21 protein-coding genes are annotated in these 24,076 nt (G+C 35.4%); 17 read left to right on the forward strand and 4 right to left on the reverse strand.

What is annotated here, in order from left to right; all coding sequences use genetic code 11:
• Window positions 1-157 precede the first annotated feature (157 nt).
• From I600_RS16050 to I600_RS16125, 16 genes are all read left to right on the forward strand, one after another.
• Window positions 158-2,188 carry a transketolase family protein gene (locus I600_RS16050; protein ID WP_058105581.1) on the forward strand — a complete coding sequence of 677 codons (2,031 nt, stop codon included), beginning with the start codon at window positions 158-160 and terminating at the stop codon, window positions 2,186-2,188.
• A 57-nt stretch (window positions 2,189-2,245) separates the two neighbouring features.
• Entirely contained in the window at window positions 2,246-2,899 is a 654-nt protein-coding gene (fsa, locus tag I600_RS16055; RefSeq protein WP_058105582.1) for a fructose-6-phosphate aldolase, read from the forward strand.
• Window positions 2,900-3,041: 142 nt separating this feature from the next.
• Window positions 3,042-3,989, forward strand: coding sequence for a glycoside hydrolase family 43 protein (locus I600_RS16060; protein ID WP_058105583.1), 948 nt, complete (start codon window positions 3,042-3,044; stop codon window positions 3,987-3,989).
• Window positions 3,990-4,178: 189 nt separating this feature from the next.
• Entirely contained in the window at window positions 4,179-4,901 is a 723-nt protein-coding gene (locus I600_RS16065; RefSeq protein WP_058105584.1) for a hypothetical protein, read from the forward strand.
• A gap of 308 nt (window positions 4,902-5,209) precedes the next feature.
• Complete coding sequence (gene darT / locus I600_RS16070) at window positions 5,210-5,800, forward strand: type II toxin-antitoxin system toxin DNA ADP-ribosyl transferase DarT (protein WP_058105585.1); 591 nt, start codon at window positions 5,210-5,212, stop codon at window positions 5,798-5,800.
• 5 nt (window positions 5,801-5,805) lie between these two features.
• The gene (gene darG / locus I600_RS16075; protein WP_058105586.1) at window positions 5,806-6,843 is read left to right on the forward strand and encodes a type II toxin-antitoxin system antitoxin DNA ADP-ribosyl glycohydrolase DarG; all 1,038 of its coding nucleotides are present in this window, start codon (window positions 5,806-5,808) and stop codon (window positions 6,841-6,843) included.
• A 219-nt stretch (window positions 6,844-7,062) separates the two neighbouring features.
• Entirely contained in the window at window positions 7,063-7,542 is a 480-nt protein-coding gene (locus I600_RS16080) for a hypothetical protein (protein ID WP_157490922.1), read from the forward strand.
• Window positions 7,543-7,961: 419 nt separating this feature from the next.
• Window positions 7,962-8,414 (forward strand): hypothetical protein, encoded by a 453-nt coding sequence (locus I600_RS16085; RefSeq protein WP_058105588.1) that lies wholly within the window; start codon window positions 7,962-7,964, stop codon window positions 8,412-8,414.
• 306 nt (window positions 8,415-8,720) lie between these two features.
• A complete protein-coding gene (locus I600_RS16090) occupies window positions 8,721-9,032 on the forward strand; it encodes a hypothetical protein (RefSeq protein ID WP_244745151.1) in 312 nt (103 codons plus the stop codon).
• 247 nt (window positions 9,033-9,279) lie between these two features.
• Window positions 9,280-9,855, forward strand: coding sequence for a GrpB family protein (locus tag I600_RS16095; protein WP_058105590.1), 576 nt, complete (start codon window positions 9,280-9,282; stop codon window positions 9,853-9,855).
• 155 nt (window positions 9,856-10,010) lie between these two features.
• Window positions 10,011-10,619: a hypothetical protein gene (locus I600_RS16100; RefSeq protein ID WP_058105591.1), complete on the forward strand. Its 609-nt coding sequence runs from the start codon at window positions 10,011-10,013 to the stop codon at window positions 10,617-10,619.
• Window positions 10,620-11,036: 417 nt separating this feature from the next.
• Window positions 11,037-12,005 carry an MBL fold metallo-hydrolase gene (locus tag I600_RS16105; RefSeq protein WP_058105658.1) on the forward strand — a complete coding sequence of 323 codons (969 nt, stop codon included), beginning with the start codon at window positions 11,037-11,039 and terminating at the stop codon, window positions 12,003-12,005.
• Window positions 12,006-12,115: 110 nt separating this feature from the next.
• Complete coding sequence (locus tag I600_RS16110; protein ID WP_058105592.1) at window positions 12,116-13,249, forward strand: amidohydrolase; 1,134 nt, start codon at window positions 12,116-12,118, stop codon at window positions 13,247-13,249.
• A gap of 35 nt (window positions 13,250-13,284) precedes the next feature.
• Window positions 13,285-14,838: an arylsulfatase gene (locus tag I600_RS16115; RefSeq protein ID WP_058105593.1), complete on the forward strand. Its 1,554-nt coding sequence runs from the start codon at window positions 13,285-13,287 to the stop codon at window positions 14,836-14,838.
• Between the two features lie 224 nt (window positions 14,839-15,062).
• A complete protein-coding gene (locus tag I600_RS16120) occupies window positions 15,063-18,254 on the forward strand; it encodes a glycoside hydrolase family 2 TIM barrel-domain containing protein (RefSeq protein ID WP_058105594.1) in 3,192 nt (1,063 codons plus the stop codon).
• A 49-nt stretch (window positions 18,255-18,303) separates the two neighbouring features.
• Window positions 18,304-19,437, forward strand: coding sequence for a formylglycine-generating enzyme family protein (locus I600_RS16125; protein WP_058105595.1), 1,134 nt, complete (start codon window positions 18,304-18,306; stop codon window positions 19,435-19,437).
• A gap of 13 nt (window positions 19,438-19,450) precedes the next feature.
• Here the strand turns inward: I600_RS16125 and I600_RS16130 are convergent, their stop codons facing one another.
• Window positions 19,451-20,146, reverse strand: a complete 696-nt coding sequence (locus I600_RS16130; RefSeq protein WP_058105596.1) for a LytR/AlgR family response regulator transcription factor — start codon at window positions 20,144-20,146, stop codon at window positions 19,451-19,453.
• A 221-nt stretch (window positions 20,147-20,367) separates the two neighbouring features.
• Between I600_RS16130 and trxB the strand changes: the two genes are divergently transcribed.
• Window positions 20,368-21,345 carry a thioredoxin-disulfide reductase gene (gene trxB / locus I600_RS16135; RefSeq protein ID WP_058105597.1) on the forward strand — a complete coding sequence of 326 codons (978 nt, stop codon included), beginning with the start codon at window positions 20,368-20,370 and terminating at the stop codon, window positions 21,343-21,345.
• 70 nt (window positions 21,346-21,415) lie between these two features.
• Here the strand turns inward: trxB and I600_RS16140 are convergent, their stop codons facing one another.
• The 3 genes from I600_RS16140 to I600_RS16150 form a co-directional block, all read right to left on the reverse strand.
• Complete coding sequence (locus I600_RS16140) at window positions 21,416-21,862, reverse strand: hypothetical protein (protein ID WP_058105598.1); 447 nt, start codon at window positions 21,860-21,862, stop codon at window positions 21,416-21,418.
• A 131-nt stretch (window positions 21,863-21,993) separates the two neighbouring features.
• Window positions 21,994-23,034: a pyridoxal phosphate-dependent aminotransferase family protein gene (locus I600_RS16145; RefSeq protein ID WP_058105599.1), complete on the reverse strand. Its 1,041-nt coding sequence runs from the start codon at window positions 23,032-23,034 to the stop codon at window positions 21,994-21,996.
• On the reverse strand, window positions 23,034-24,047 hold the full coding sequence (locus I600_RS16150) for a dipeptide epimerase (protein WP_058105600.1): 1,014 nt from the start codon (window positions 24,045-24,047) through the stop codon (window positions 23,034-23,036). Before I600_RS16150 ends, I600_RS16145 begins: the two co-directional genes overlap by 1 nt.
• Between the last annotated feature and the right edge of the window lie 29 nt (window positions 24,048-24,076).

The raw sequence follows: 24,076 nt of genomic DNA on the forward strand, positions 1-24,076 counted from the left end.
TCAAGCATCAATCTATCGAAGTTTAGCCGTTTAATAGTTGAGTGCTATAGAATTATGTTGTGCAAATAATTTTAATTAGAGCCCTATATAAAGTATCTTTGAGGAGATTTAATAAGTTTTGAATTTAACACGAACCTGAAAAATAATCTAAAATATAATGAACAAGGAACTAGATCAATTAGCGGCCGATAATATTAGGGCATTAGCTGTAGCGATGGTAGAAAAGGCAAACTCTGGGCACCCAGGTGGGCCAATGGGAGGAGCAGACTACATGCACATTTTATATACTGAATTTTTCAACTATGATCCTTCTGATATGAAATGGCCTTTTAGAGATCGTTTCTTTATGGATGCTGGTCACTTATCAACATTGATGTATGCGCAATATTACCTTTTGGGGAACTACTCAAAAGACGACGTATCCAATTTTAGACAATGGGGATCGGTAACACCTGGTCACCCTGAGGTAGATGTGGCAAGAGGTATTGAAAATACATCTGGTCCATTAGGTCAAGGGCATACTATGGGTGTTGGTGCAGCGGTAGCGGCCAATTTCTTAAAAGCACGTTTTGGCGATTGGATGAACCATAAGATCTATGGCTTTATTTCCGATGGTGGTGTGCAAGAAGAAATTTCTCAAGGTGCAGGTAGAATTGCTGGTCACTTAGGCTTAAGTAATTTTATCATGTTCTATGATTCTAACGATGTTCAATTATCATCTAAAACAGATGAGGTAACTTCTGAGGATACTGCAAAGAAATATGAAGCATGGGGATGGAAAGTAGTTACTATAGACGGTCACGATCATGAGCAGATCAGAAAAGCGTTGACAGATGCCAATGCAGAAACCGAAAAGCCTACCTTGATCATTGGTCAGACCATAATGGGTAAAGGTTGTGTAACTGCAGATGGAACTCCGTACGAAGGGTACACCGAGTTACATGGTAAGCCAATTGGCGATACAGGAGCTGATTATGAAAAGACTTTGGTGAATTTAGGAGCCGATGTTGACAATCCTTTTGATATCTATTCAAAAGTAGAGGAATACTACGAAGGGATCATCAATAGAAAGAAAGATGAAGCTCAGGCAAAGAAAAGGGAAATAGATGCATGGCGTTCAGAAAACCCAGGGTTATCTGCTAAGTTAGATGGTTTCCTTGAAGGAAAATTACCTAAATTGGATTTCAGTTCTATAGCTCAAAAAGAAGGTCAGGCAACAAGAGCGGCATCTTCTAATGTTTTGGCATACTTGGCACAGAACGTAGAGAACATGATCGTATCTTCTGCAGATTTATCTAACAGTGATAAAACGGACGGGTTCTTAAAGAATACAAGTATTTTAAAGAAAGGTGATTTCTCCGGAGCCTTCTTACAGGCAGGTGTAGCGGAATTGACCATGGCAACTATGGCAAACGGTATTGCCTTACATGGTGGGGTTATGGCGGTAGTGGCCACATTCTTTGTGTTTTCTGATTATATGAAACCAGCCATTCGTTTAAGCTGTATTCAAGAATTACCGGTGAAGTTTGTTTGGACACATGATGCCTTTAGGGTAGGAGAGGATGGCCCAACGCACCAACCAATAGAGCAAGAAGCTCAAATACGTTTATTAGAGAAATTAAAGAACCATAGCCATGAGCAAAGTTTTGTAGCATTGCGCCCGGCAGATTCTCAAGAAACGAACGTAGCTTGGAAAATGGCCATGGAAAACCAAAAGACGCCAACAGGTCTTATCTTGTCCAGACAAGGTATAGGTGATGTACCTGCCAAGAGCGGTAACCGTTATGAAGAAGCTTTAGGAGCGGAAAAAGGAGGTTACTTGGTACAAGAAGTAGCTGATCCAGATGTAATATTAATTGCTAACGGTTCTGAGGTATCTACTTTAGTAGCGGCAACCAAATTATTGGAAGAGAAAGAAGGCTTGAAAGTGAATATCGCTTCAATACCTTCAGAAGGTTTGTTTAGACAACAATCAGAAGCATACCAAGAAAAAATTATTCCGCCAAACAAGCCGGTATTCGGTCTTACGGCAGGTTTACCTGTAAACTTGGAAGGTTTAGCAGGACCAAATGGTAAAGTATTCGGTTTAGAGCACTTTGGGTACTCTGCACCGGCAACCGTACTTGATGAGAAATTTGGGTTTACCGGGGATCAAGTATACCAACAAGTAGTAGATTTTTTAAAATAAATAATCTTTAAAGCATTGCTTTAAGGACATTGATTATAAATTTAAAATTAGTAACAGATGAAATTTTTTATAGATACAGCAAATTTAGACGAGATCAAAGAAGCTCAGGATATGGGTATTTTAGATGGTGTTACCACAAACCCATCTTTAATGGCTAAAGAAGGCATTACAGGTGCCGATAATATTTTGGCACATTACAAGAAAATATGTGACTTGGTAGACGGTGATGTTAGTGCTGAGGTAATTTCTACCGATTTTGACGGAATGGTTGAAGAAGGGGAGAAGTTGGTTAAAATTAGCCCACAGATCGTAATTAAGGTACCTATGATCAAAGAAGGTGTAAAAGCGATCAAGTATTTCTCTGATAAAGGATACAGAACTAACTGTACCTTGGTATTCTCTTCAGGTCAAGCTTTATTGGCTGCAAAAGCAGGAGCAACTTATGTATCTCCGTTCATTGGTCGTTTAGATGATATCTCAACGGATGGTTTAGGCTTAATAGCGGATATTCGTTTGATCTATGATAACTACGGTTTTGAAACTGAAATTTTAGCAGCATCTGTACGTCACGTAATGCATATTATTGACTGTGCTAAGATTGGTGCCGATGTTATGACCGGTGGCTTAGGTGCAATTACAGGACTTTTAAAACACCCATTGACAGATAGTGGTCTAGAGAAGTTCTTGGCAGATTACAAAAAAGGTAACTAAAGTGTAGAACGTTATCTCATTGATATTAAAAACCATCACTGAAAAGTGATGGTTTTTTTGTTTTATATTAGTTGTGATATAAAAGATATATGTGTAATTGTGCACATATACAATTGTTATGTAACAATATGACAAAGAACCTATGAGAAAATTAATATCAATACTTTTTCTACTCATCTTATTTAGTTGTTCAAAAAAAGATTCTGAAATATATTTATTTTCATATTTTAAAGGGAATGGAGAAGACGGATTGCACTTAGCCTCAAGCGAAGATGGTTTAAAGTGGGAGGCTCTTAATAACGATAAATCATTTCTTGAGCCAAACATTGGTAAAGATAAATTGATGAGAGACCCGTGTATTGTAAAGGGAGGTGACAATAAATTTCACATGGTATGGACGGTAAGTTGGAATGAAAGAGGGATTGGTTATGCTAGTTCTACAAATTTAATAGATTGGTCAGAACAGAAATATATTCCTATAATGCACCATGAACCAGATGCCGTAAACTGTTGGGCACCTGAATTATTTTATGATGAAGCTTCTGAGTTATATTTAATATGTTGGGCTACCACAATTCCTGGAAGATTTCCAGAAACAGATGATTCAAACGGTAACGGAAGAAACCATAGAATGTACTACACCACTACCAAAGATTTTGTTGATTTTAGTGAAACTAAAATGCTATACGACCAAGGTTTTAATGTAATAGACGCTACTATACAAAAGGAAGATGACACCTATATAATGTTTCTAAAAAATGAAACAAAACTCCCTAAGGTTGAAAAGAATATTCGAATAGCAACTAGTAATACCCTCACTGATAACTACTCCGAAGCTTCCGAACCTATAAGTCCCAATTGGGTAGAAGGACCAACTGCAATAAAAATTGAAAACAGATGGATTGTATATTACGATATGTATACTGAAAAAAAAATGGGTGCAGTTAGTTCTTCAGATTTAAAAGAATGGAAAGATATTTCAGATAAAATCAGTTTCCCAGAAGGCACAAGACACGGAACCGTATTTAAAGTGAAGGAGAGTATATTGACCGACATAATATCGTTACATAACAATGGCTATAGCAAATAGGGCATTAAGTCCTATATTTAAAGGCTTGGGCTTATTTATTAAGTCCGCCAAATCTTTTGGATTTGGCCATTAAAAAAGAAAAAATAATTACAAAACAAAAAGCTCTGGCTCGCAGACCAGACGGAAACGAAAAGTTTCCTTGCCTGCCCTACTTGCCATAGCCTAGCCGTTAGCATTAATTACGAACCGATGAATATTTTTAACAAAATGCGAGATTTGATTGACAGAAAAAAAGCTGTTAATGAAATCTATGACGATATTAAAAATTTGGACGAGGTTTTACTTGAAAAACGGATTGAGATATTTAAAGAAATTGTTACACCGAAATTTGCTGAAATTGGACTTAATAATTGGAACGGAAAATATTTATGGTATAGCGACTTTAATAGTGAGGGAATAAAACACGTGATTGAATATAATGTGTTTAAATATTATGGAGGGTCTTTTTCTTTTGGTAATTGTTTCAATTTTGTTCCAACCATATCAGGAAAGAAATTAGTCAATCATAGAACGGATAAGTCAACTAAAATAATTTACTTTAAAAGACTTGAAGGATGGCAAAAGAAAATGGAAAAAAATAGTCCAATTAATCCTGACAAAATCAGTACTGTAAATGAACAAAAATTCAGAGAAAGTTTGGACAAAGTATTAGCAGAAAATATTCCAAAACTTAAACTTTGGTTTCAAGAGAAAAAGACTATCGAAGAGAATATTTCGGGACTTTTATATGATATTAAAAAACCTCCCTTTGAAATAGGACAAAGAATAATATCGTTCGAGTATATTTTAGGTTTTATATATAAACAAAAAGGTGATATTGAAACTGCTAATAATTGGATTAATAAGCATTTTGAGAAATCTCTAAATAGTGAATCTGAAAAGGAATTAATAACTCAACGAATAAATAACTAATGCTAACACGGTGTATAAAACATAGCTAATAAGTGCTAAACTGAAAGGTTTGTGTATATTTAGAAAGTCCGCCAAATTTTTAATTTGGCTTTTAAAAAGAAAAAAATTAAAAACAAAATATAAAAGTTCGGCTCTGTGTTAATCCGAAAAGTTAGAGTCTTTTTACACGCTACGTTTCATACACAAGTCCGTTAGCATACATACTGAAAATAATTTACTCATTCATAATAACATCTTATAAAATATGTAACTTGTCAAATAAAGACTTATTCCTATAAATGGATTTGACTAAAGCATATATTTTTCGAATGACTCATATTGAGAATATTCCTCATATAATTGAAAATGGAATTACTCACAAAGATTCAGATAATTCAAATAAGAACTATAAACCTATTGGAGATAGTAGTCTCATTAGGACTAGAGACCATTTCCTAATGCCCAATGGTCATTTACTTGGCGAATACATTCCTTTCTATTTCGGTTTAAGGACACCAATGTTATACGTCATTCAAAAAGGTTATAATGGAGTCAAGGCTATACATCCAAGAGAAATAATTTATTGTATTAGTAGTGTTCAAAAAATAATTGATGAAAATTTAGATTTCATCTATACAGATGGACATGCAACAGATGGATTTACCAATTACTTTTCACAAAAAGATATTTCAAATATTGAAAATCAAGTTGATTTTAAAGCAACTAATGCAAAATTTTGGAAAGATGAAAATGACTTGGATTTAAAAAGAAGAAAGGAAGCTGAGTTTCTAATAAAACAAGATTTAGTATATGATAATATTCTTGGTTTTGCTACATTTGAAGATAACTCTACCGACAGACTTTTAGAACTAGGAATCAATAACAATAAAGTAGTCACTAAACCAAGTTTATACTTTTAAAAATCATGATTGAATATTTAACTGGTAATTTGTTTGACAGTAAAGCTGAAGCCCTAGTTAATACGGTTAATACTGTAGGCGTAATGGGAAAAGGCATCGCTCTGCAATTCAAGAAATTATTTCCAAATAATTACAAGCTATATAAAAATCTTTGTGATAAAAAAGAATTCAAAATAGGTCAATTAATTGTGACAAGAGACCAAAATGTAATTACAGGCGAAAAAATCATAATAAATTTTCCAACAAAAAAACATTGGAAAAGTCCATCTGAATATGAATACATTGAAAAAGGATTAGATGAACTTATTCGAGTTATTAAAGAAGAAAATATAAAATCCATTGCTTTACCACCATTGGGTAGTGGAAATGGAGGATTACAATGGTTCAAAGTTAAAGATATTATTAATGATAAACTTTCAAGCATTGAAAATTGTGATATATATGTTTACGAACCAAACAATAATGTAAAAGAGGTTTTAAAAAAAGAGCGAGTAAAATTGACACCTGCAAGAGCAATGCTTCTTTTTATGTTGTTCGAATTAGTTAAAAATGGAGAGTTTGTATCTGAATTTGCAAGCGAAAAATTATGTTATTTTTTACAAAGGTTTGGAGCACAAAAACATTTCAATTTAACGTATTCTGCAAATTTTTATGGTCCATATTCTGGAAAAGTAAAACATGTTTTAAATTACTTAAATGGCAGTTATGTAATGGGTTATGCAGGTAAAGACAAAAAGCCATTTGAACAACTTAATTTATTGATTGATTCTGAAAAGGAGGTTAATGATTATATTAATGAAAATGTAGAATTAAAAGATATTGTTGAAAAAACTAGTGGATTTTTAACTAGTTTCTATTCTTCATTCGGATTGGAACTTCTATCAACCGTTGATTATATATCTCAAACTTATAACACTACTGATAAAAATTATATTAAGGAAAAACTGAATAATTGGAGTGACAGAAAAAAGACTCTCTTTTCTGACAACAGGTATGTTGACATTTCCATAAATCATCTTAAAAAATCTCAGCTAATAAACTAGTATCAAAGTACGTATGGTAACAAAACCTATAAACAATACGGGCTTCAGGCTTAAATAATAGGCTTGCATATTTTTATGATGACCGCAAAATTTTTGGGATTTTGCTTTTGAGCGGGGGAAAAGAAAAAATCAAAACAAAAAGATTTCGCTATGTGCTCGGCGGAAAGCAAACGCTAGTTTACTCCCGTACTGTTCATAGCTAAACCGTTGTAAAACATTTTGAGAAACCTGTTAACTTACATATTGACTTTTGCGATTTGTTTCGGATGTTCTGAAAAGAATACAGAATGGAACTCTGAAAAGAACGCAACAATATTCTTTGGCTCAGAACCGAAAAATGAAAAATTCACTCTGACTTTTAATAAAACTGATAAATCTCTGAATTATAAGTACGTTAATCAAATTGACACATCAAAAACGATATCAATAAGAAAAAGCACAGATTCAGATTCTTTTCTTTTCGGATTTGAAAAATTTAAAAAAACTAATAAAGAACCTTTTAGAAATAAAAAAATTAACGGTTTAGAATTTGACTATTACGATTTGGAAAATCCTGTAACTGACGGGACTGGACCAATATTATTTAATTCAAAATATGGAATTCTTGCAATAAATAATGTTTTTGGACCAACTATTATATTTCTTGATAAAAAAGATAATATTCTAACGGAACAAATAATTGGCAAACTGAATGAGTAATTCATAATTAAAAAAGATGACAGAATTTATAATTATATTGATTTTAATATTACTCTTTGGAGCGTTTTTGTATTGGGCATACTTACCTGATTATAAAAGAAATCCGAAAGAATTTTGGCGAACATTAATCGGAATGCAATTGGAATGTTACTTGGAGGAATTGGATTTACAGATTTGAATGAAAAAATAAAAAATTGGGCTTTGAAAAAAAGCGAAAAAAATGATACCGGAAAATAAAAACGTGTAACAACAATTTACTGAGAATCAAACTTAAGACGTGTATAATTCATTGCTAGTTATAGCCTACTTACGAAAATCCTCGCAGATTTTCTATTCGGTTTTTATTTGCTAAATTACGTGCTAAACCACGCAACAAACCATATACAACAACGTTGTAAACAATTTAAAGAAATATAAATATGAGTTATGATTTGATGGTATTCAACCCTAAAGTTGCACCAAAATCAGAACCCGAATTTTTGGAGTGGTATAAGAAACAAGCAGAATGGGAAGAAGACCATGATTATGATGACGTTAAAGTAAGTTCTGATGAGTTACGGAATTGGTTTACGGAAATGATAGAAGAATTTCCAGCCATGAATGGACCTCATTCTCCTCCTGATAGAGACGAACTAATGGACAATGGTGATGATACTATTACAGACCATTGTATAGGCAAAGACGTAATCTACTCTGCGTTTGCATGGTCTGTCGCTGAAAAAGCTTATCCAAAAATGTTGGAACTAGCGAAAAAACATAAAGTGGGATTTTTTGACGCAAGCGGAAATGGTATTATTATGTTTCCAAATGAAAATGGGATTTTAGAGTCAATTAGTAAAAAAGACTCAAAACCTTGGTGGAAATTCTGGTAGTAAAAAACTGTTTACAAAAAAACCTCTAAACAATACCAACTTAGGTTCTAAACGCTAAGGTCTGAGTATATTTATAATGTCGCGAAATCTTTGGGATTTCGCTTGACACAAGAAAAAATAAAACCAAACAATAAGCTTTAGTTTCGTGTTGTAACGCAATGGGAATCGCTTCTCTAAAACCGCACTACGCTTAGTTAAACCGTTGGCAACAATATGAAAAAACTTATTATTCTTTGTTTATTATTAACTGGATTGACTTCCTGTGGGCAGGATTTGAAGTGTGCAGACTTTAAAAACGGAACATTTATGACTCCGGGAATTTCAAATTTTCCGTACCAAGGAACAATTATTCGGAGCAATGGCAAGCAAATAGAGTGGTCTACTCAAAGTTCGGACACAACATATATCAACATCAAGTATTTGGACGACTGCAACTACGTAATGACCTACAATACGGAATTAAATGAATTAGACGAATTGGAAAGATTAATAAATGATTCGGGTGGTGTTCAAGTAAAGGTTCTGGAAATAAAAGGAGACACTCTATTTTTTAATGGTCTTTTACAAAACGACACTCTTCGATTTGAACAGCCAGGCCTGATGATTAAACTGGAATAAATACTATTGCCAACACAGCCTAAACGTAATGCGGACTTTAGGGCAAAACGAAAGGTCTGTGTATATTTATAAAGTCGCTAGATTGAAAATTACACCTGAGAGAAATATTCAAATTTAGTTTTGGAAAAAAGAAAATGGCAATTAAGCTAGGAGCTTTAGCCTCATGCGTAGACGGAAGATAAGTACAAAAACACCTACTACTATTCATAAATTAACCGCATTACAAATTCTAAGAACTTAAGAATTAATGAAAAGGACATTAAATGATTTAACTAAAGAGGATTGGAATACACTTTTTCCGATAGCATTGGTGGACCATAATCCTGAATGGAAAAACATTTTTGAAAACGAGAAAAAACGGATTTTAGATAAGGTTGGTAATGAAAAGATTTTACGTATGGAGCATTTTGGGAGTTCATCAATTCCTTCGATAAAATCCAAACCATATATTGATATAATGATTGAAATACCTAAAGCATATTTGTTTGATGAAAATTTAATTGAAGAATTTACGCAGTTGGGCTACGCTCATTTTAAAGTGCCAGCAAGAGAAGATATAGAGGAATATTCATCATTTGGAAAAGGATATAATCTGGACGGCAAAAAGGAACAAATTTTCCATATTCATATGTGCCCGAAAGATAATGTGATGTGGAAACAAATAGATTTTCGAGACTATCTGAATACCAATAAAAAACGAGCGAAAGAGTACGAAAATCTGAAACTTGAGCTAGCCTCTAAATTTAAAAATGATAGAGGTTCTTATGTATTGGGAAAAACCGATTTTATTAAAGAAACATTAGAGTTGATAGGGAACAACTAAGTGTGCAACGATCAATAAACTCTACGAAGGCAGGTTGAACTAAAATAAAATCCATTCCGTATCAATGAAGTATACTCTAAACTTAAAGTAAACCTAGTTTAACTACTTACTTAATAAAGAAAAATAACTGTAAAGTCCATAAACTTAACTTATAAATGATACAATTCTTCTTAAGGCTCAAACATTGGCAACTCTTCATTGTAATGTTAGGTCTTCCCATAATATATCAATTGTACTTCATATTTGAAATTTTCGGAAGTCGTACACATCCAATGGAATTAGTAGGAGAAGAAGGTGTTACCCAAGTGCTTAATGAGCGTTATTTTCATTTTGATTTTTTACCTTATGTACTAACCTTGTTTAGTCTAGTGTTTTTTGGTTGGTTTTGGTCAATAGCAATTGGACTTCAAAAAAACATACCTGTCGATATTGAAATGAAGGTTAAGAGGTTTAAAGCCTTTTTCATAATTCCATTGGTCTATACTATTGTTTTTATGATGTTTATAGGCGGTCTTTTTTCTGGGATGTTTACTTATGGTTTTTCAAATAGTACTTGGTTCTTAGTTATTATTCTGCCACTTCATTTATTTTCAATGTTCTGTATTTTCCATACTATATATTTCGTGGCTAAAACAATAAGAACCGCAGAGCTTCAAAGAGTTGTAACTTTTGGCGATTTCGCTGGAGAGTTTTTTCTGCTCTGGTTCTATATCATTGGCATTTGGATTATTCAACCAAAAGTAAATAGGTTAAATCCTGAATAACACAGCCTTGTATTATACGTCGGAATTCAAATTTCACATGGTTTTTTAGACTTTATTTTAAAGCTGTTGGGCTTTTCCATATGAGCGTAAAGTAACCAAATCAGCTAATACTAATTGGTCACTAATGTTCAGTGTTAGTAACTTATCTTTATGTTTTAGAAAAGTATATGCTATCCTTGACTGTTTTAAACTTGCTTTTCGGTAAGCGGGATTATGGTATCACTGAATTGAAAATTAGAAGTGAACGAAACAATCAAAATTTGGCTTAGTAAAAAAATAATTTTAAATCAGCCTGTTAGGAATCTTGTGCAGTATTTTTGAAAACACTTGGATTGGAGATTGATAGCCATTATTCATATAAAATAAATAGTCTACTATTTTAACCAAGTATGATTTTGGTACGGAATGAAAAATAAAATGAAAAAGCATATTTTAATTTTAGCGGTATTACTATTTATTTCCTGCGCAGATAAATCAACACCAAAACAGACTGTGCAACAGGTGAAAGCCAATGCTATAGAAGAAACCGCTATTGTGGTTCTTGGCAATGTTCAAGATGCCGGGTCGCCCCAAATTGCTTGTAAAAAAGAATGCTGCGCTGATTTGTTTGAACATCCAGATTCTCAGAGAAGGGTGGTGTCATTAGGCTTGGTAGACGCTGAACATCATAAGTCCTACATGTTTGAAGCTACCCCGGACATTGCCCAACAAATGAAAATGCTAACTCAATTTAATGCAAAGGGCACTAATGAGGTAGTAAACGGAATTTTCTTGACCCACGCACATATTGGTCATTACACAGGTTTAATGTATTTAGGTAAGGAGGCAATGGATGCCCGTGAAACTCCGGTCTATGTTATGCCTAAAATGGAAGATTTCCTTTTGAACAATGGACCTTGGGATCAGCTTGTAAAAAGAAAAAATGTGCAACTGCATAAAATGGTTGAACAGGTTGCTATACAACTATCTGATAAAATAAGTGTAACTCCCATAGTGGTACCACATAGAGATGAGTATTCAGAAACGGTGGGTTATCATATTAAGGGTCCAAATAAAAGTGCACTGTTTATTCCGGATATTGATAAATGGGATAAGTGGGACAAGAATATTATTGAGGAAATACAAAAAGTAGATTATGCATTTTTAGACGCCACATTTTACAGTGGGAAAGAAATTAATAATAGAGATATTGGCGAAATTCCACATCCTCTTATCATTGAAAGTTTAGAGAAGTTTAAAGAGTTGACCGACATGGAAAAAAGCAAGATTGTTTTCATTCATTTTAACCATACCAACCCGTTATTAAATCCGGAAAGCGAAGAAAGTAAATTTGTGCTTGAGCAAGGTTTTAAAATTGGAAGACTTAATGATGTTTTCAAGTTGTAGTAGTAAATGATGATTTTGATATTTTCATTTAGAAGAAATTTTTAATAACTAATACACCTTTTAAAGTAAGTTAGTTTCTGTAAATTTTAGTTTATAAGTAATTTTAATCTATGATCGATACTTTGGTTCTTCTTAGAAAACAATTACATGAAAATCCTGAGCTTTCAGGTAAGGAACATGAAACGGCAAATCGTATTGTTGAGTTTGTAAAAGGTTTCAATCCTACTCAAATCATTGAAGGTGTAGGAGGTACAGGGGTTGGCGTTGTTTATCAATTTGCAGAAAGTGGACCTACGGTTGTAATTAGGTGCGAGTTAGATGCTTTACCTATAGTTGAGGAAAATACATTTAATTACCGTTCTAAAAATAGTGGAGTTTCGCACAAATGTGGCCATGACGGTCATATGACCATTGTTGCCGGTTTGGCGCCATGGTTGAAAGAAGCAACCTTTAAACGGGGTAAAGTAGTGCTGTTGTTTCAGCCTGCAGAGGAAACCGGTAAAGGCGCGGCAAACGTCATTGAAGATAGCAGGTTCAAAAACTTAACAATAGACTATGTATTTGCCTTACATAATTTACCAGGTAGTAAAATACATTCAATAACGGTAAAGTCGGGTTATTTTACGGCTACCGTACAAAGTATGAGTATTCGGTTTAAAGGAAAAAAAGCCCATGCTTCAGAGCCTGAAAATGGGGTGAATCCCGCATTGGCAGTTTCAGAGTTAATTAAAAGTATTGCCCACTTTTCAGAGCCAAATGCTCATAAAGAAAACTTTGCCTTGTGTACGCCCATTTATATGAATTTAGGGGAGAAAAACTATGGCATTTCCGCAGAAGATGCTGAAATCCATTACACCATACGTACATGGAGTGGTGAAAATATGACCCAGCTAGAAAATAAAATTAAAAAGGCGGTGAATGCCATTGCCCAATCGTACTCGCTTCAATATACTATAGAATGGTTTGAATATTTTCCGGCATCCAATAATGATGACACATGTGTTTCTTTGATTAAAAAAGTAGCGAAGCAAGAAAACCTTTATATAAACCAGCATGTAAATTCCTTGAAATTCGGAGAAGATTTCGGATGGTATTCCCAACAATATAAAAGCGCTATTTTCGCTTTAGGGGCAGGTGAGGAGCATCCAGCATTGCACCATGCTAATTATGATTTTCCAGATGAATTAATAGCAACCGGCATACAAATGTTTAAAGGGATGATAGCAGAGGTTTTGGATAAATAGGTATCTTTAAAACTACCAACACCAAACGATCCATCATGAAATATGTAATTATAATTGCTATTCTTCTTATATCGTGTAAAGAAGATAGTAAAACAGCCGCGCCCACAGAACAAAAACCTAATATTATTTATATTTTGGCCGATGATCTGGGCTATGCAGAAATTGGTGTCTTTGGTCAAGAAAAAATTGAAACTCCTAATATAGATGCCTTGGCAAAACAAGGCATGATTTTTACACAGCATTATTCAAGTGCCCCGGTATGTGCCCCGGCAAGGTATATGTTTCTTACAGGTAAACATGCGGGTAAGGCATTTATACGTGGTAATGATGAGTGGAACGATCGTGGTGATGTTTGGAACTATAGGGCAATGGCTAAGGACTCAACTTTAGAAGGTCAACGACCGGTACCAAAGGGTACTAAAACCATTGCCAATTATTTGCAAGATAAGGGGTATAAAACCGCGTTAATTGGAAAGTGGGGCTTGGGGGCTCCACATACACATTCTATCCCTAATGAAATGGGTTTTGATTTTTTCTACGGATTCAATTGTCAGCGACAGGCGCATACCTATTATCCGCTGCATTTGTACAAAAACAGAAACCGTGTGCATTTGGCGAACGATACCATTGCGCCAAGTACACCTTTTCCAAAAGGATTAGACCCAAAGAACCCAGAAAGTTATAAAGACTATACGCTTACCGATTACGCTCCAGACTTAATGTTTAAAGAGCTTACAGGCTTTGTAAATCAGCATAAGGAAAATCCGTTTTTCCTGTATTGGGCAACGCCAATACCCCATGTGGCGTTACAAGCACCACAGCGTTGGGTAGATTATTACAAAGAAAAGTACGGCGCAGAGGAGCCTTATTTATCCGGTAACGGTAATGGGTACTTTTCACATCAAAATCCACATGCTGCCTATGCGGCTATGGTGTCTTATTTTGACGAGAATGTGGGTAAATTGGTACAACAATTAAAAGACGAGGGTATATATGAAAACACTTTGATTGTTTTCACTTCGGATAACGGTCCAAGCTACGCTGGTGGTGCAGATCCAACATTTTTTGAAAGCGCAAAACCTTTTGACGGGGAATATGGGAAAGGCAAAGGGTTTGTCTATGAAGGCGGTATACGTGTGCCAACATTTTTTACTTGGCCTGGTAAAATCAAGCCTGGTACTACGAGCGATCATGCATCTGCCCATTATGATATGCTGGCAACATTTGCAGATATTATTGATTATGAAACACCAATAGATACGGATGGCATTAGTTTTATGCCCACCTTATTGGGAGAAAAGGCACAAGCTGAGCATGAATTTATGTATTGGGAGTTTCCGGAATATGGCGGACAAATTGCCATTAGAATAGGAGATTGGAAAGTAGTTCGGCAACATTTAAAAGATGATGAGCAGTCAACATTCGAACTTTATAATCTAAAAGATGACCCTACTGAAAAGAACAATATAGCCGATAAGCATCCTGAAATTTTAGAACAAGCTGCAGCAATATTTAAAAGGGAACACACAAAACCCGAAACCGAACGTTTTCAAATACCTCTTTTAGAGAACGGATTGTTAAGCGAATAGAAAACTGTCTTCAGAAATCTTACCATAAAATAAAACATCAATTTATATGCATTTTTAAATCCACAAGTTTAGTTGTATTTTGCAAGGATGGAATTTAATGTAGTACATAATTATGTGTGTATTAAAATGTGAATTTCATTGATTGAAATCGGTATAAATGCGAAATCTTTATTATATGAGTGATTTTGCAAATATTGAAACTAACAAACTTGAACAACTAAAACATGAAAAACGGTATTAAAATTTGCGTACTCGGCATCTTTTTATTCACTGCATTTTTAAATGCACAAGCTCCAAAATGGGAAAATCCGGAATGGGAGAATCCTGAAATATTTCAGATCAACAGAGAAGAGCCTACGGCATCGCTTTATCGCTATGAGGACGTGAAATCAGCTTTGGCAAATGAAAGTTGGGAGAATTCTTTAAACTATCAGTCTTTAAATGGAGAATGGAGTTTTAATTACGCGGCAAGTGTACCGGAAAGACCTATATCGTTTTATAAACCGGATTATGATACCTCTGGGTGGAACAAGATAAAGGTTCCGTCTAATTGGGAACTGGAAGGTTACGGTATGCCCATATATACGAATGTGGTATATCCGTTTCCAAAGAATCCGCCATTTATACCTCACGATATTAATTCCGTTGGTAGTTATAAGCGTCATTTTGAAATTCCTGAAAACTGGGAAGATAAAGAAGTGTACCTGCATTTTGGAGCCGTAAGCGGTGCCATGTACGTATACTTGAACGGGCAAATGGTAGGGTATAGTGAAGGCAGTAAAACTCCGGCAGAATTTCATATCAACAAGTATTTAAAAGAAGGTAAAAATGACCTTTCCGTACAGGTGTTACGCTGGTCTGATGCCAGTTATTTAGAAGATCAGGATTTTTGGAGGTTAAGCGGTATAGATAGGGATGTTTATTTGTATGCAACCAATAAAGCTACTATCAAAGACTACACGGTGGTGGCAGATTTAGATGAGACCTATACGAACGGTAAATTCCGTTTAGACCTAGAATTGGCAAATACCGGTAAGAAACAAAAAGGTACTCAAGTAGAAATTACATTATTGGATGGAGCACAAGAAGTCTTTAAAGTAAACCAAAGTTTAGATGTCGTTGAAGGAATTACTACGGTAAAATTTGCTCAAGAAATTCCTAATGTAAAAACATGGAATGCTGAAAAACCTAATCTTTATGCACTACTTTTTACATTAAAGGATAAAAAAGGCAATGTTACCGAAGCCATCAGTTCAAAAATCGGATTTAGAAAAATTGAGATCAAGAACAATCAATTTTTGGTGAACGGTATGCCCGTATTGATCAAAGGTGTAAACCTTCATGATCATGATGAAGTAACCGGGCATGTGATCAGTGAAGAGGTTACGTTGAAAGATATGGAGGTGATGAAGCAAAACAATATCAATGCTATTCGCTGTAGTCATTATCCTAAAAACGAATTTTTCTATAGAATGGCAGATAAATATGGTTTTTATGTAGTTGATGAAGCCAATATTGAAATTCATGGTATGGGAGCAACCAATCAAGGTTTGGATGGTGATGAGGCTGCAATTGCCATTCACCCTGCATATAGACCTGAGTGGAGAGAAATGCATTTAGATAGAACGATTAGAATGTTTGAACGCGATAAAAATTATACTTCTATAGTAACTTGGTCTTTAGGAAACGAAGCCGGTAACGGTCAAAACCTTTTTGATACGTATGATTGGTTAAAGGCACATGATACAACAAGACCTGTACAGTACGAAGGAGCTACAAATTTCTCTAATACTGATATACAGGTACCTATGTATGCAAGAATACCTGAGACTATAGCCTATGCGGAGAACGACCCCAAAAGACCATTGATTCAGTGCGAGTATGCACATGCCATGGGCAACAGTGTTGGTAATTTACAAGATTATTGGGATGTTATTGAGAAATATGATGTTTTACAAGGTGGCTTTATTTGGGATTGGGTAGATCAAGGTCTAAAGGCTACCAATGAGAATGGTGAAGCGTTTTATGCTTTTGGGGGCGATTTGGGCGGAGCGGAATTACAGAACGATAACAACTTCTGCTTGAACGGTTTGGTTGATCCTGACCGTTCTGCACATCCGGCTTTATATGAAGTGAAAAAAGTATATCAATATGTAAAGTTTACATCGGAGAATCCAAAAGCGGGAAAAATCAGTTTAAAGAATATGTATGATTTTACAAACCTGTCAGAATATAATTTTTCATGGAGATTGTTGGAGAATGGGGTAGAAGTAGGTAAAGGAAAGATTGCCGATGTTGATATTGCTCCTTATCAAACTAAAGAGGTGCAAATAGAATTGCCAGAATTAGCAAATGCCACTTCTGAGTATCATTTGAATGTATATATGACCACAAAGCAAGAAAGTGCATTAATTCCTGAGCACTATCTATTGGCTTACGAACAGTTTCAATTGACAGATTTTAAACCATCTGTTTTTAAAGAGAATATTGACGGATTAAAATTGACCAAGAAAGAAGATATCATTACCGTTACAGGTGACGGATTCAAAATAGGTTTTAATAGTAAGGACGGAACATTGTCATCCATAGATTACGGACAGGGTAATTTGCTGCAAAAGGGACCTGCCGTTAATTTCTGGCGCGCACCCAATGATAACGATTATGGCTACAATATGCCAAAACTTTTAAAGCCTTGGAAAGATGCTACCAATACTCAAAATCTATTGCGTTTAGAAGTGAATTCCAATGAAGGAAAGAAAATTATTGATGCTGTAAAGTTAACCACTAATCCGTTTAAGATTAGAAATGATTTTAAGTTAAATGCTACATACGGTCTACCATCGGTAAATGGAGAAGTACAGTTAACCTACACTATTAATGCGAAAGGTGAAATTTTGGTGAGCACACAATTGACAGGTATTAAGGGCGATTTGCCCATTTTGCCAAGATTTGGTAATAACCTGATTATTGATAACAATTACGATCAGGTAGCATGGTATGGTAGGGGAGAACACGAAAACTACCAAGATCGTAATACATCCGCTCTGGTGGGCGTATATGACGCAAAGGTATCTGATCTGTATTATGAATATATTCGTCCGCAAGAGAATGGCAACAGAACGGATATTAGAACTTTGTCTTTTGAGAACAAGGACGGGAAGGGTATTAAAATTACCGCACCAGATCTATTCTCGTTTAGTGCGCACCATCAATTGAATTCAGATTTTGATGAAGGAATGGAAAAAAGGCAGCAGCATACGTTTGATATCCCTACAAGAGATTTAATCAATATAAAAATTGATTATAGTCAAATGGGTGTAGGTGGTGATAATAGCTGGGGAAACCTGCCGCTAGAAGCATATCAGATCAAACCGGAAAACCTTTCTTTTGATTATGTAATAAGTCCAATACGTTAAAATCTTATTATTGATCAGAATTTTAAATAGTAGAAAGTATATTTAGACCATGAAGAAAAGCATGCATTATGTAGCCTTGATTCTTTTTGGTGTGTTGATGGTCAATTGTAAGTCGGAAGCCAAGAAAGACAGAATACCGCAAGAAGAAAAAATCGAGATTGAAAAGCCTACACCGGTAATAGATCATACGGTATTGAATGAAAAACCGGAAGGAGTAACTGCTCCTATAGGTATGGTTTGGGTGCCGGGCGCAGTTTTTAAACAAGGTGCTGTTAACAATGATAAAATAGCAATGGATCATGAAAAGCCGGCAATCGATGTAATGGTAGATGGCTTTTTTATGGACGTTACCGAAGTAACCAATGCACAATTTTCTGCATTTGTAAAAGCAACAGGCTATGTAACGGTCGCAGAAAGGGGAATTGATTGGGAAGAATTGAAAAAGCAAGTACCGGCAGGCACAGAAAAACCGCACGATTCCATATTGCAGCCTGGTTCATTGACTTTTAAAAAAGCAAAATCTTCAGTGCCTAATCTTTATGATTTTTCCCAGTGGTGGAATTGGACCATTGGCGCAGATTGGAAACACCCTAACGGACCAAAGAGTTCCATAAAGGGAAAAGATGATTACCCGGTGGTACAGGTTTCATACGAAGATGCATTGGCCTATTGCGAATGGGCAAATAGGCGCTTGCCTACAGAGGCGGAATGGGAGCTGGCATCAAGAGCGGGCTCATATGGTACCATTTATAATTGGGGCGATGATGTATCCGTTCTGGCGGAAAAAGCGAATACGTGGGAAGGAGAATTTCCTGTTGAAAATACCATGGCAGATGGTTTTGAACTTAGGGCTCCCGTAAAATCATATCCGCCAAATGCATTGGGATTATATGATATGGCAGGTAATGTGTGGGAATGGACCAGTGATTGGTATAATACCGATTATTACAAAGAAGCTAAGTCTTATAATACGGTTTTGGTAAACCCCAAAGGAGCAGAAAGTCCGTACACACCAAATAACCCACTTGCAAAAGAAAGAGTGATCAAAGGAGGGTCATTTTTGTGTAGTGCATCGTATTGCGCAAGTTACCGTGTATCTGCAAGAATGGGGTCCAGTATGGATTCCTCATTAGAGCATACAGGTTTTAGAACGGTTGCAACTGCTGAAATGCTGAAAGAATAGAAAAATACAGTTTTTAATCTAAGCAGTTTAACAGTTGATCAAGTTCAACAATTTTTGCACGGCTAATAGGTATTTTCTTGTTTTGAATTTCGATGAATTCATGGTTATAGCGCTCAACCATTTTTAGGTTGACGATATAAGATTTGTGAATTCTTATGAACTTATCTGCCTCTAGTCTATCGTTAAAAGCGCTCATTGTAGATAAGATAACATAATTACGCTCTTCGGTTACCACCTTTACATAATCGCCCAGTGCCTCAACGTATAAAATTGCGTGCACGTTAAGTTCAACTTGCTTAAGGTTGTGCTTTACGACCAATTTGCTTTCCGGCTGTTTCTTTTTAGCAGATTTCACCTTATCTATGGCCTTGGTAATGGCAGCCTCAAACCGATCGGTGCTATAGGGTTTCAATAAAAAATCGGTTACATTAAAATCAAACGCTTCAAGCGCATACTTTTGATCATGGCTGGTAATAATTACCTGGGGCTGTATGGTTAGTCCAGATAAAAACTCAAAACCGTTCATGTCCGGCATTTCAATATCAAGAAATAATAAATCAATTTTTGACTTATTTATTTCCTTTAAAGTTTCCGCATTGGCGCTGGCAGCGTGTATTAATTTTAAATGCTTACTTTTTGCAATAATTTGTTCTAGAAGCTTCCTTTGGGTAATGGAATCCTCTATAATAGCACAGTTAAAGGTCTTCATTCAATAATCATAAAAGTTCTACGATACTTACGTTAAGAATGGGGGAAGGTTCATTTTTCTAAAGATTAATATTAATTTAAACTTGGAAAAACAGCCGAAAAATAGTGAATACTTATCTTCATTGCTAATAATCGTATAAAAACTTTTGATAACTATATTGTAAGTTTCTAGCTCAAAAACCTACTTTTGTTATAGAAAATTTAATAGAACCACTTGATATTATGTCTGATAAAATAGAACGTGTAAAAACATTGATTATAGGGTCTGGACCTGCAGGTTATACAGCAGCAATATATGCTGCACGTGCAGATTTAAAGCCTGTTATGTACACAGGAATGGAACCTGGAGGTCAATTGACCACCACGACTGAAGTTGATAATTTTCCGGGATATCCAGAGGGTATAGACGGTCCTACTATGATGGTACAGTTGCAACAACAAGCAGAACGCTTTGGTACAGAGGTTAGAATTGGTATGATTACTTCTGTAGAGTTTTCAAAAGAAAAAGGCGGTATTCATAAGGTTGTCGCAGATAATGATAAGGAAATTGAGGCTGAAACTGTTATTATTTCAACAGGGGCTTCCGCTAAATACTTAAACTTGCCAAGTGAGCAACGCTTACGTGGTGGTGGAGTATCCGCATGTGCCGTTTGTGACGGTTTCTTCTATAAGGGACAGGACGTTGCAATTGTTGGTGCAGGGGATACTGCGGCAGAGGAGGCTTCTTATTTGGCCAATATCTGTAATAAAGTAACTATGTTGGTACGTAGAGATGAAATGAGAGCTTCTAAAGCTATGCAACATAGGGTAAACAGTATCAAGAATATTGAGGTACGTTACAATACTGAGGTTGATGAGGTTTTGGGTGAGCAAGTTGTAGAAGGTTTACGTATGGTGAACAATCAGACTGGTGAAAAGGAAGAAATTGCAATTACCGGTCTTTTCATTGCTATTGGGCATAAACCTAATACAGATATCTTTAAAGGTCAATTGGATATGGATGAAACGGGTTACCTAATTACCAAAGGTAAGTCTACGATGACCAATTTACCAGGGGTATTCGCTAGTGGCGATGCTCAGGATAAGGAATATAGACAAGCTGTTACAGCTGCTGGAACCGGTTGTATGGCAGCGCTAGATGCTGAACGCTATTTAGCCTCTATTGGTTCTGTTGAAGAAGCAGTAGCCGATAAATATTAAGAACTATTCAATAATATTTTAAAAGAGCCCGTTCATGTGAACGGGCTCTTTTATTGTTTACCAAATGTGGTTAGTCTATTCTAACGTAGTTTTCAGAAAATGTTCTGTTGCCTTCTTCATCAAGGCTTATTTGGCTGAACCTGTCATCGGTAAGTTGTAGTTCAAAAGTGAAAATACGCATGGTATCCATAGCTTGGATCATTTCATTATCACCGTATTCCAAGGTTTCCATTAATCTGTCATCGGTAATTTTATAAGTGCCATAGCCGAATCTTCCTATTTTGTCTATAGGAACATACCTTGTCCACATAATTTTACCATTATAGTACATTTTAACCTGTCTATATCCGTCAGCCGTGGGCACGGTATCAATTATTTGTTGACCATCGTAATTATAAAAACTTTCAAGTTCCCATGTGCCTTGTATGGTATGCATGTAGTTGTCGTTTATGGAATTTGTTGAAGCGGCTGAGACCAATACCAGCATCAACAATACCAATCCTAGTAATTTTTTCATAGTGGTAGCGTGTTAGTTAATAAAAGAGTTGAATGTGTATTAAAAAGATACGAATAATTTTCAGAATTTGATAAAAATAATATCAAATAATTATGAATAATATATTGAAAATTAAGTAATTGTAGTAAATACTATGATTGTGTAGGGAAAGTGTTAAGAATATTGCAAAGACTTATAATGTCTTTTTGGGTATGGGAAGCACTTAAAACTATACGGCTCATTAAAGAATCGTTTTCTGTAGGATACCTGAAATTTGTAACTATGATGTTGTTTTCTTGTAAATATTGGGCGAGTAATTCATTTTGAAAATTAAAGGTAGGGTGCCCTTTTGCATATACAAATAGCGAAGGGTCAACGATAGTTTTTAGAAACAAATGGATATGTTGATCCAGTTGTTTCCTTTTGTTCGATATTAATATATTGGCATCTTTTATAGTAGCTAATGATGCTGGAGTGGCAGGGCTGGCACCTCCATAAAATGAGGTGTTTTTCAAATTTTCTATTGTTTTGTTACTCCCAAAAATGGCGCCTGCTTGTATGCCAAAACCTTTACCTAAAGAGCAAGAAGCTAATAGTTCCTTTGGCTGTAACGTTTGTAAATAACGATAGCTTCCGCCACCTTGCTCTCCTGTAATTCCTATTCCATGAGAATCATCTACTACTAGAATGATATCCTTCAGCGGTAGTTTTTTAAGAAAGTTGTAGTCAGGGAAATTGTCGCCATGAAAATCAATACTATCCAAAAAAAGGACTGGTGTTTTGCCAGTGTTTTTATGAATAGCCCCTTCAAGTTCTTGCCAGTTTTTAAATACTTTTTGTTGATTTCTAATGAGTGCCGAGTGGGTGTTTGGTGCATAATACAAACTGTAGTTGATATTACTGAAATAGTCACATACAAGTTGCCCGGCCAAATAACCGGAAGACATGGTAACACAAGCCTCGCTGCCTGTTAGCTCTCTAAGATAGCTTTCAATCTCATCAAAAATAGAAATCTTAATATTAGACTTTCTTGAAGCACTATAGGATGTGCCGTATTTTTTGATGTTATTAATGAACAATGATTGAAACTCTTCATTGGTTTGAAGTCCTAAATAAGAAGTGCCTCCAAAATAGAGGTGTTCTTTACCATCTTTGGTTATCGTCCTTCCTGGAAATTCATTAATAGTAAGCATCAATCTAAAAGTTGAACACCGCTACCGGCTAAGTTTGGAAAAATTACTTTTCCTTCATCTGTTATTTGAACTCCAGTGGCAATATCACTTTTTAACAACATGGCGCCATCCATATCTACATAATCCAATTGCGGAATTAGTTGGGCTATTGCAGAAATACCAACGGTAGATTCTGTCATACAGCCTACCATTACCTTAATACCTAATTCTTTTGCCTTGCTAATCATACGTAGGGCAGGGGTTAGGCCTCCACATTTGGTCAATTTAATATTTATACCATTAAAATGCAGTGCACATTTTTCAACGTCGTTTTCTACAATGCAACTTTCATCTGCAATTACCGGTAGCACACTGTGGTGCATAACCTCTTCCATGCCAGACCAGTCGTCCGCTTTTAAAGGTTGTTCTAAAAATTCTACACCTAAATCTTTTAATAAAGGAGCATTATGTATGGTTTCCTCTGCCGTCCACGCACAATTGGCATCAATTCTAAAAACGGCATTTGTATGTTCACGTAACTCACGAACAATGGCAACATCATCACTTGTACCCAATTTAATTTTATAGATAGGCCATGGCACTTCTTGCATTTTGGCGAGCATTACTTCAATAGGAGCTATACCAATAGTATAATTTGTGGTAGGGTAATGATCATTATCGGTACCCCATAACTTATATAATGGTTTTCCCTGTAATTTTCCATACAGATCATGAGCTGCCAGATCAAGTGCACAAATGGCAAAATTAGATAAGCCTTTACCTACCAAAAATGAGTGAAAAAGTTCAGGTGTGGTAAAATTGAAATTTTCAATCTCTGAGGCTATGGCATTAATTTCATTGGTCATGCTCAGAACCGTAATTTTATAATATGGGTTAGCAGTGGCTTCACCGTAACCGGTTTTACCGTTCAAGGATAAGGTAGCTATTAAAGTATCTTGAAAATCATGAGATTCCCGTGATATGCTAAAGGTGTGCCTTAAGGGTAAAATGTATTTTTTTAGATGTACTTGCATAGTACTAATATACAGATAAGGATAGGACT

Source organism: Maribacter dokdonensis DSW-8, assembly GCF_001447995.1.
Lineage (GTDB): Bacteria > Bacteroidota > Bacteroidia > Flavobacteriales > Flavobacteriaceae > Maribacter > Maribacter dokdonensis.

Bases quoted from the DNA above. Each gene is read 5' to 3' on its own strand.
- I600_RS16110 (WP_058105592.1), top strand. From the start codon at position 12,116: ATGATCGATACTTTGGTTCTTCTTAGAAAACAATTACATGAAAATCCT.
- I600_RS16125 (WP_058105595.1), top strand. From the start codon at position 18,304: ATGAAGAAAAGCATGCATTATGTAGCCTTGATTCTTTTTGGTGTGTTG.
- I600_RS16145 (WP_058105599.1), bottom strand. From the start codon at position 23,034: ATGCTTACTATTAATGAATTTCCAGGAAGGACGATAACCAAAGATGGT.
- I600_RS16120 (WP_058105594.1), top strand. From the start codon at position 15,063: ATGAAAAACGGTATTAAAATTTGCGTACTCGGCATCTTTTTATTCACT.
- I600_RS16105 (WP_058105658.1), top strand. From the start codon at position 11,037: ATGAAAAAGCATATTTTAATTTTAGCGGTATTACTATTTATTTCCTGC.
- fsa (WP_058105582.1), top strand. From the start codon at position 2,246: ATGAAATTTTTTATAGATACAGCAAATTTAGACGAGATCAAAGAAGCT.
- I600_RS16150 (WP_058105600.1), bottom strand. From the start codon at position 24,047: ATGCAAGTACATCTAAAAAAATACATTTTACCCTTAAGGCACACCTTT.
- darG (WP_058105586.1), top strand. From the start codon at position 5,806: ATGATTGAATATTTAACTGGTAATTTGTTTGACAGTAAAGCTGAAGCC.
- darT (WP_058105585.1), top strand. From the start codon at position 5,210: ATGACTCATATTGAGAATATTCCTCATATAATTGAAAATGGAATTACT.
- I600_RS16065 (WP_058105584.1), top strand. From the start codon at position 4,179: ATGAATATTTTTAACAAAATGCGAGATTTGATTGACAGAAAAAAAGCT.
- I600_RS16060 (WP_058105583.1), top strand. From the start codon at position 3,042: ATGAGAAAATTAATATCAATACTTTTTCTACTCATCTTATTTAGTTGT.
- I600_RS16050 (WP_058105581.1), top strand. From the start codon at position 158: ATGAACAAGGAACTAGATCAATTAGCGGCCGATAATATTAGGGCATTA.
- I600_RS16085 (WP_058105588.1), top strand. From the start codon at position 7,962: ATGAGTTATGATTTGATGGTATTCAACCCTAAAGTTGCACCAAAATCA.
- I600_RS16090 (WP_244745151.1), top strand. From the start codon at position 8,721: ATGACTCCGGGAATTTCAAATTTTCCGTACCAAGGAACAATTATTCGG.
- I600_RS16130 (WP_058105596.1), bottom strand. From the start codon at position 20,146: ATGAAGACCTTTAACTGTGCTATTATAGAGGATTCCATTACCCAAAGG.
- trxB (WP_058105597.1), top strand. From the start codon at position 20,368: ATGTCTGATAAAATAGAACGTGTAAAAACATTGATTATAGGGTCTGGA.
- I600_RS16100 (WP_058105591.1), top strand. From the start codon at position 10,011: ATGATACAATTCTTCTTAAGGCTCAAACATTGGCAACTCTTCATTGTA.
- I600_RS16140 (WP_058105598.1), bottom strand. From the start codon at position 21,862: ATGAAAAAATTACTAGGATTGGTATTGTTGATGCTGGTATTGGTCTCA.
- I600_RS16115 (WP_058105593.1), top strand. From the start codon at position 13,285: ATGAAATATGTAATTATAATTGCTATTCTTCTTATATCGTGTAAAGAA.
- I600_RS16095 (WP_058105590.1), top strand. From the start codon at position 9,280: ATGAAAAGGACATTAAATGATTTAACTAAAGAGGATTGGAATACACTT.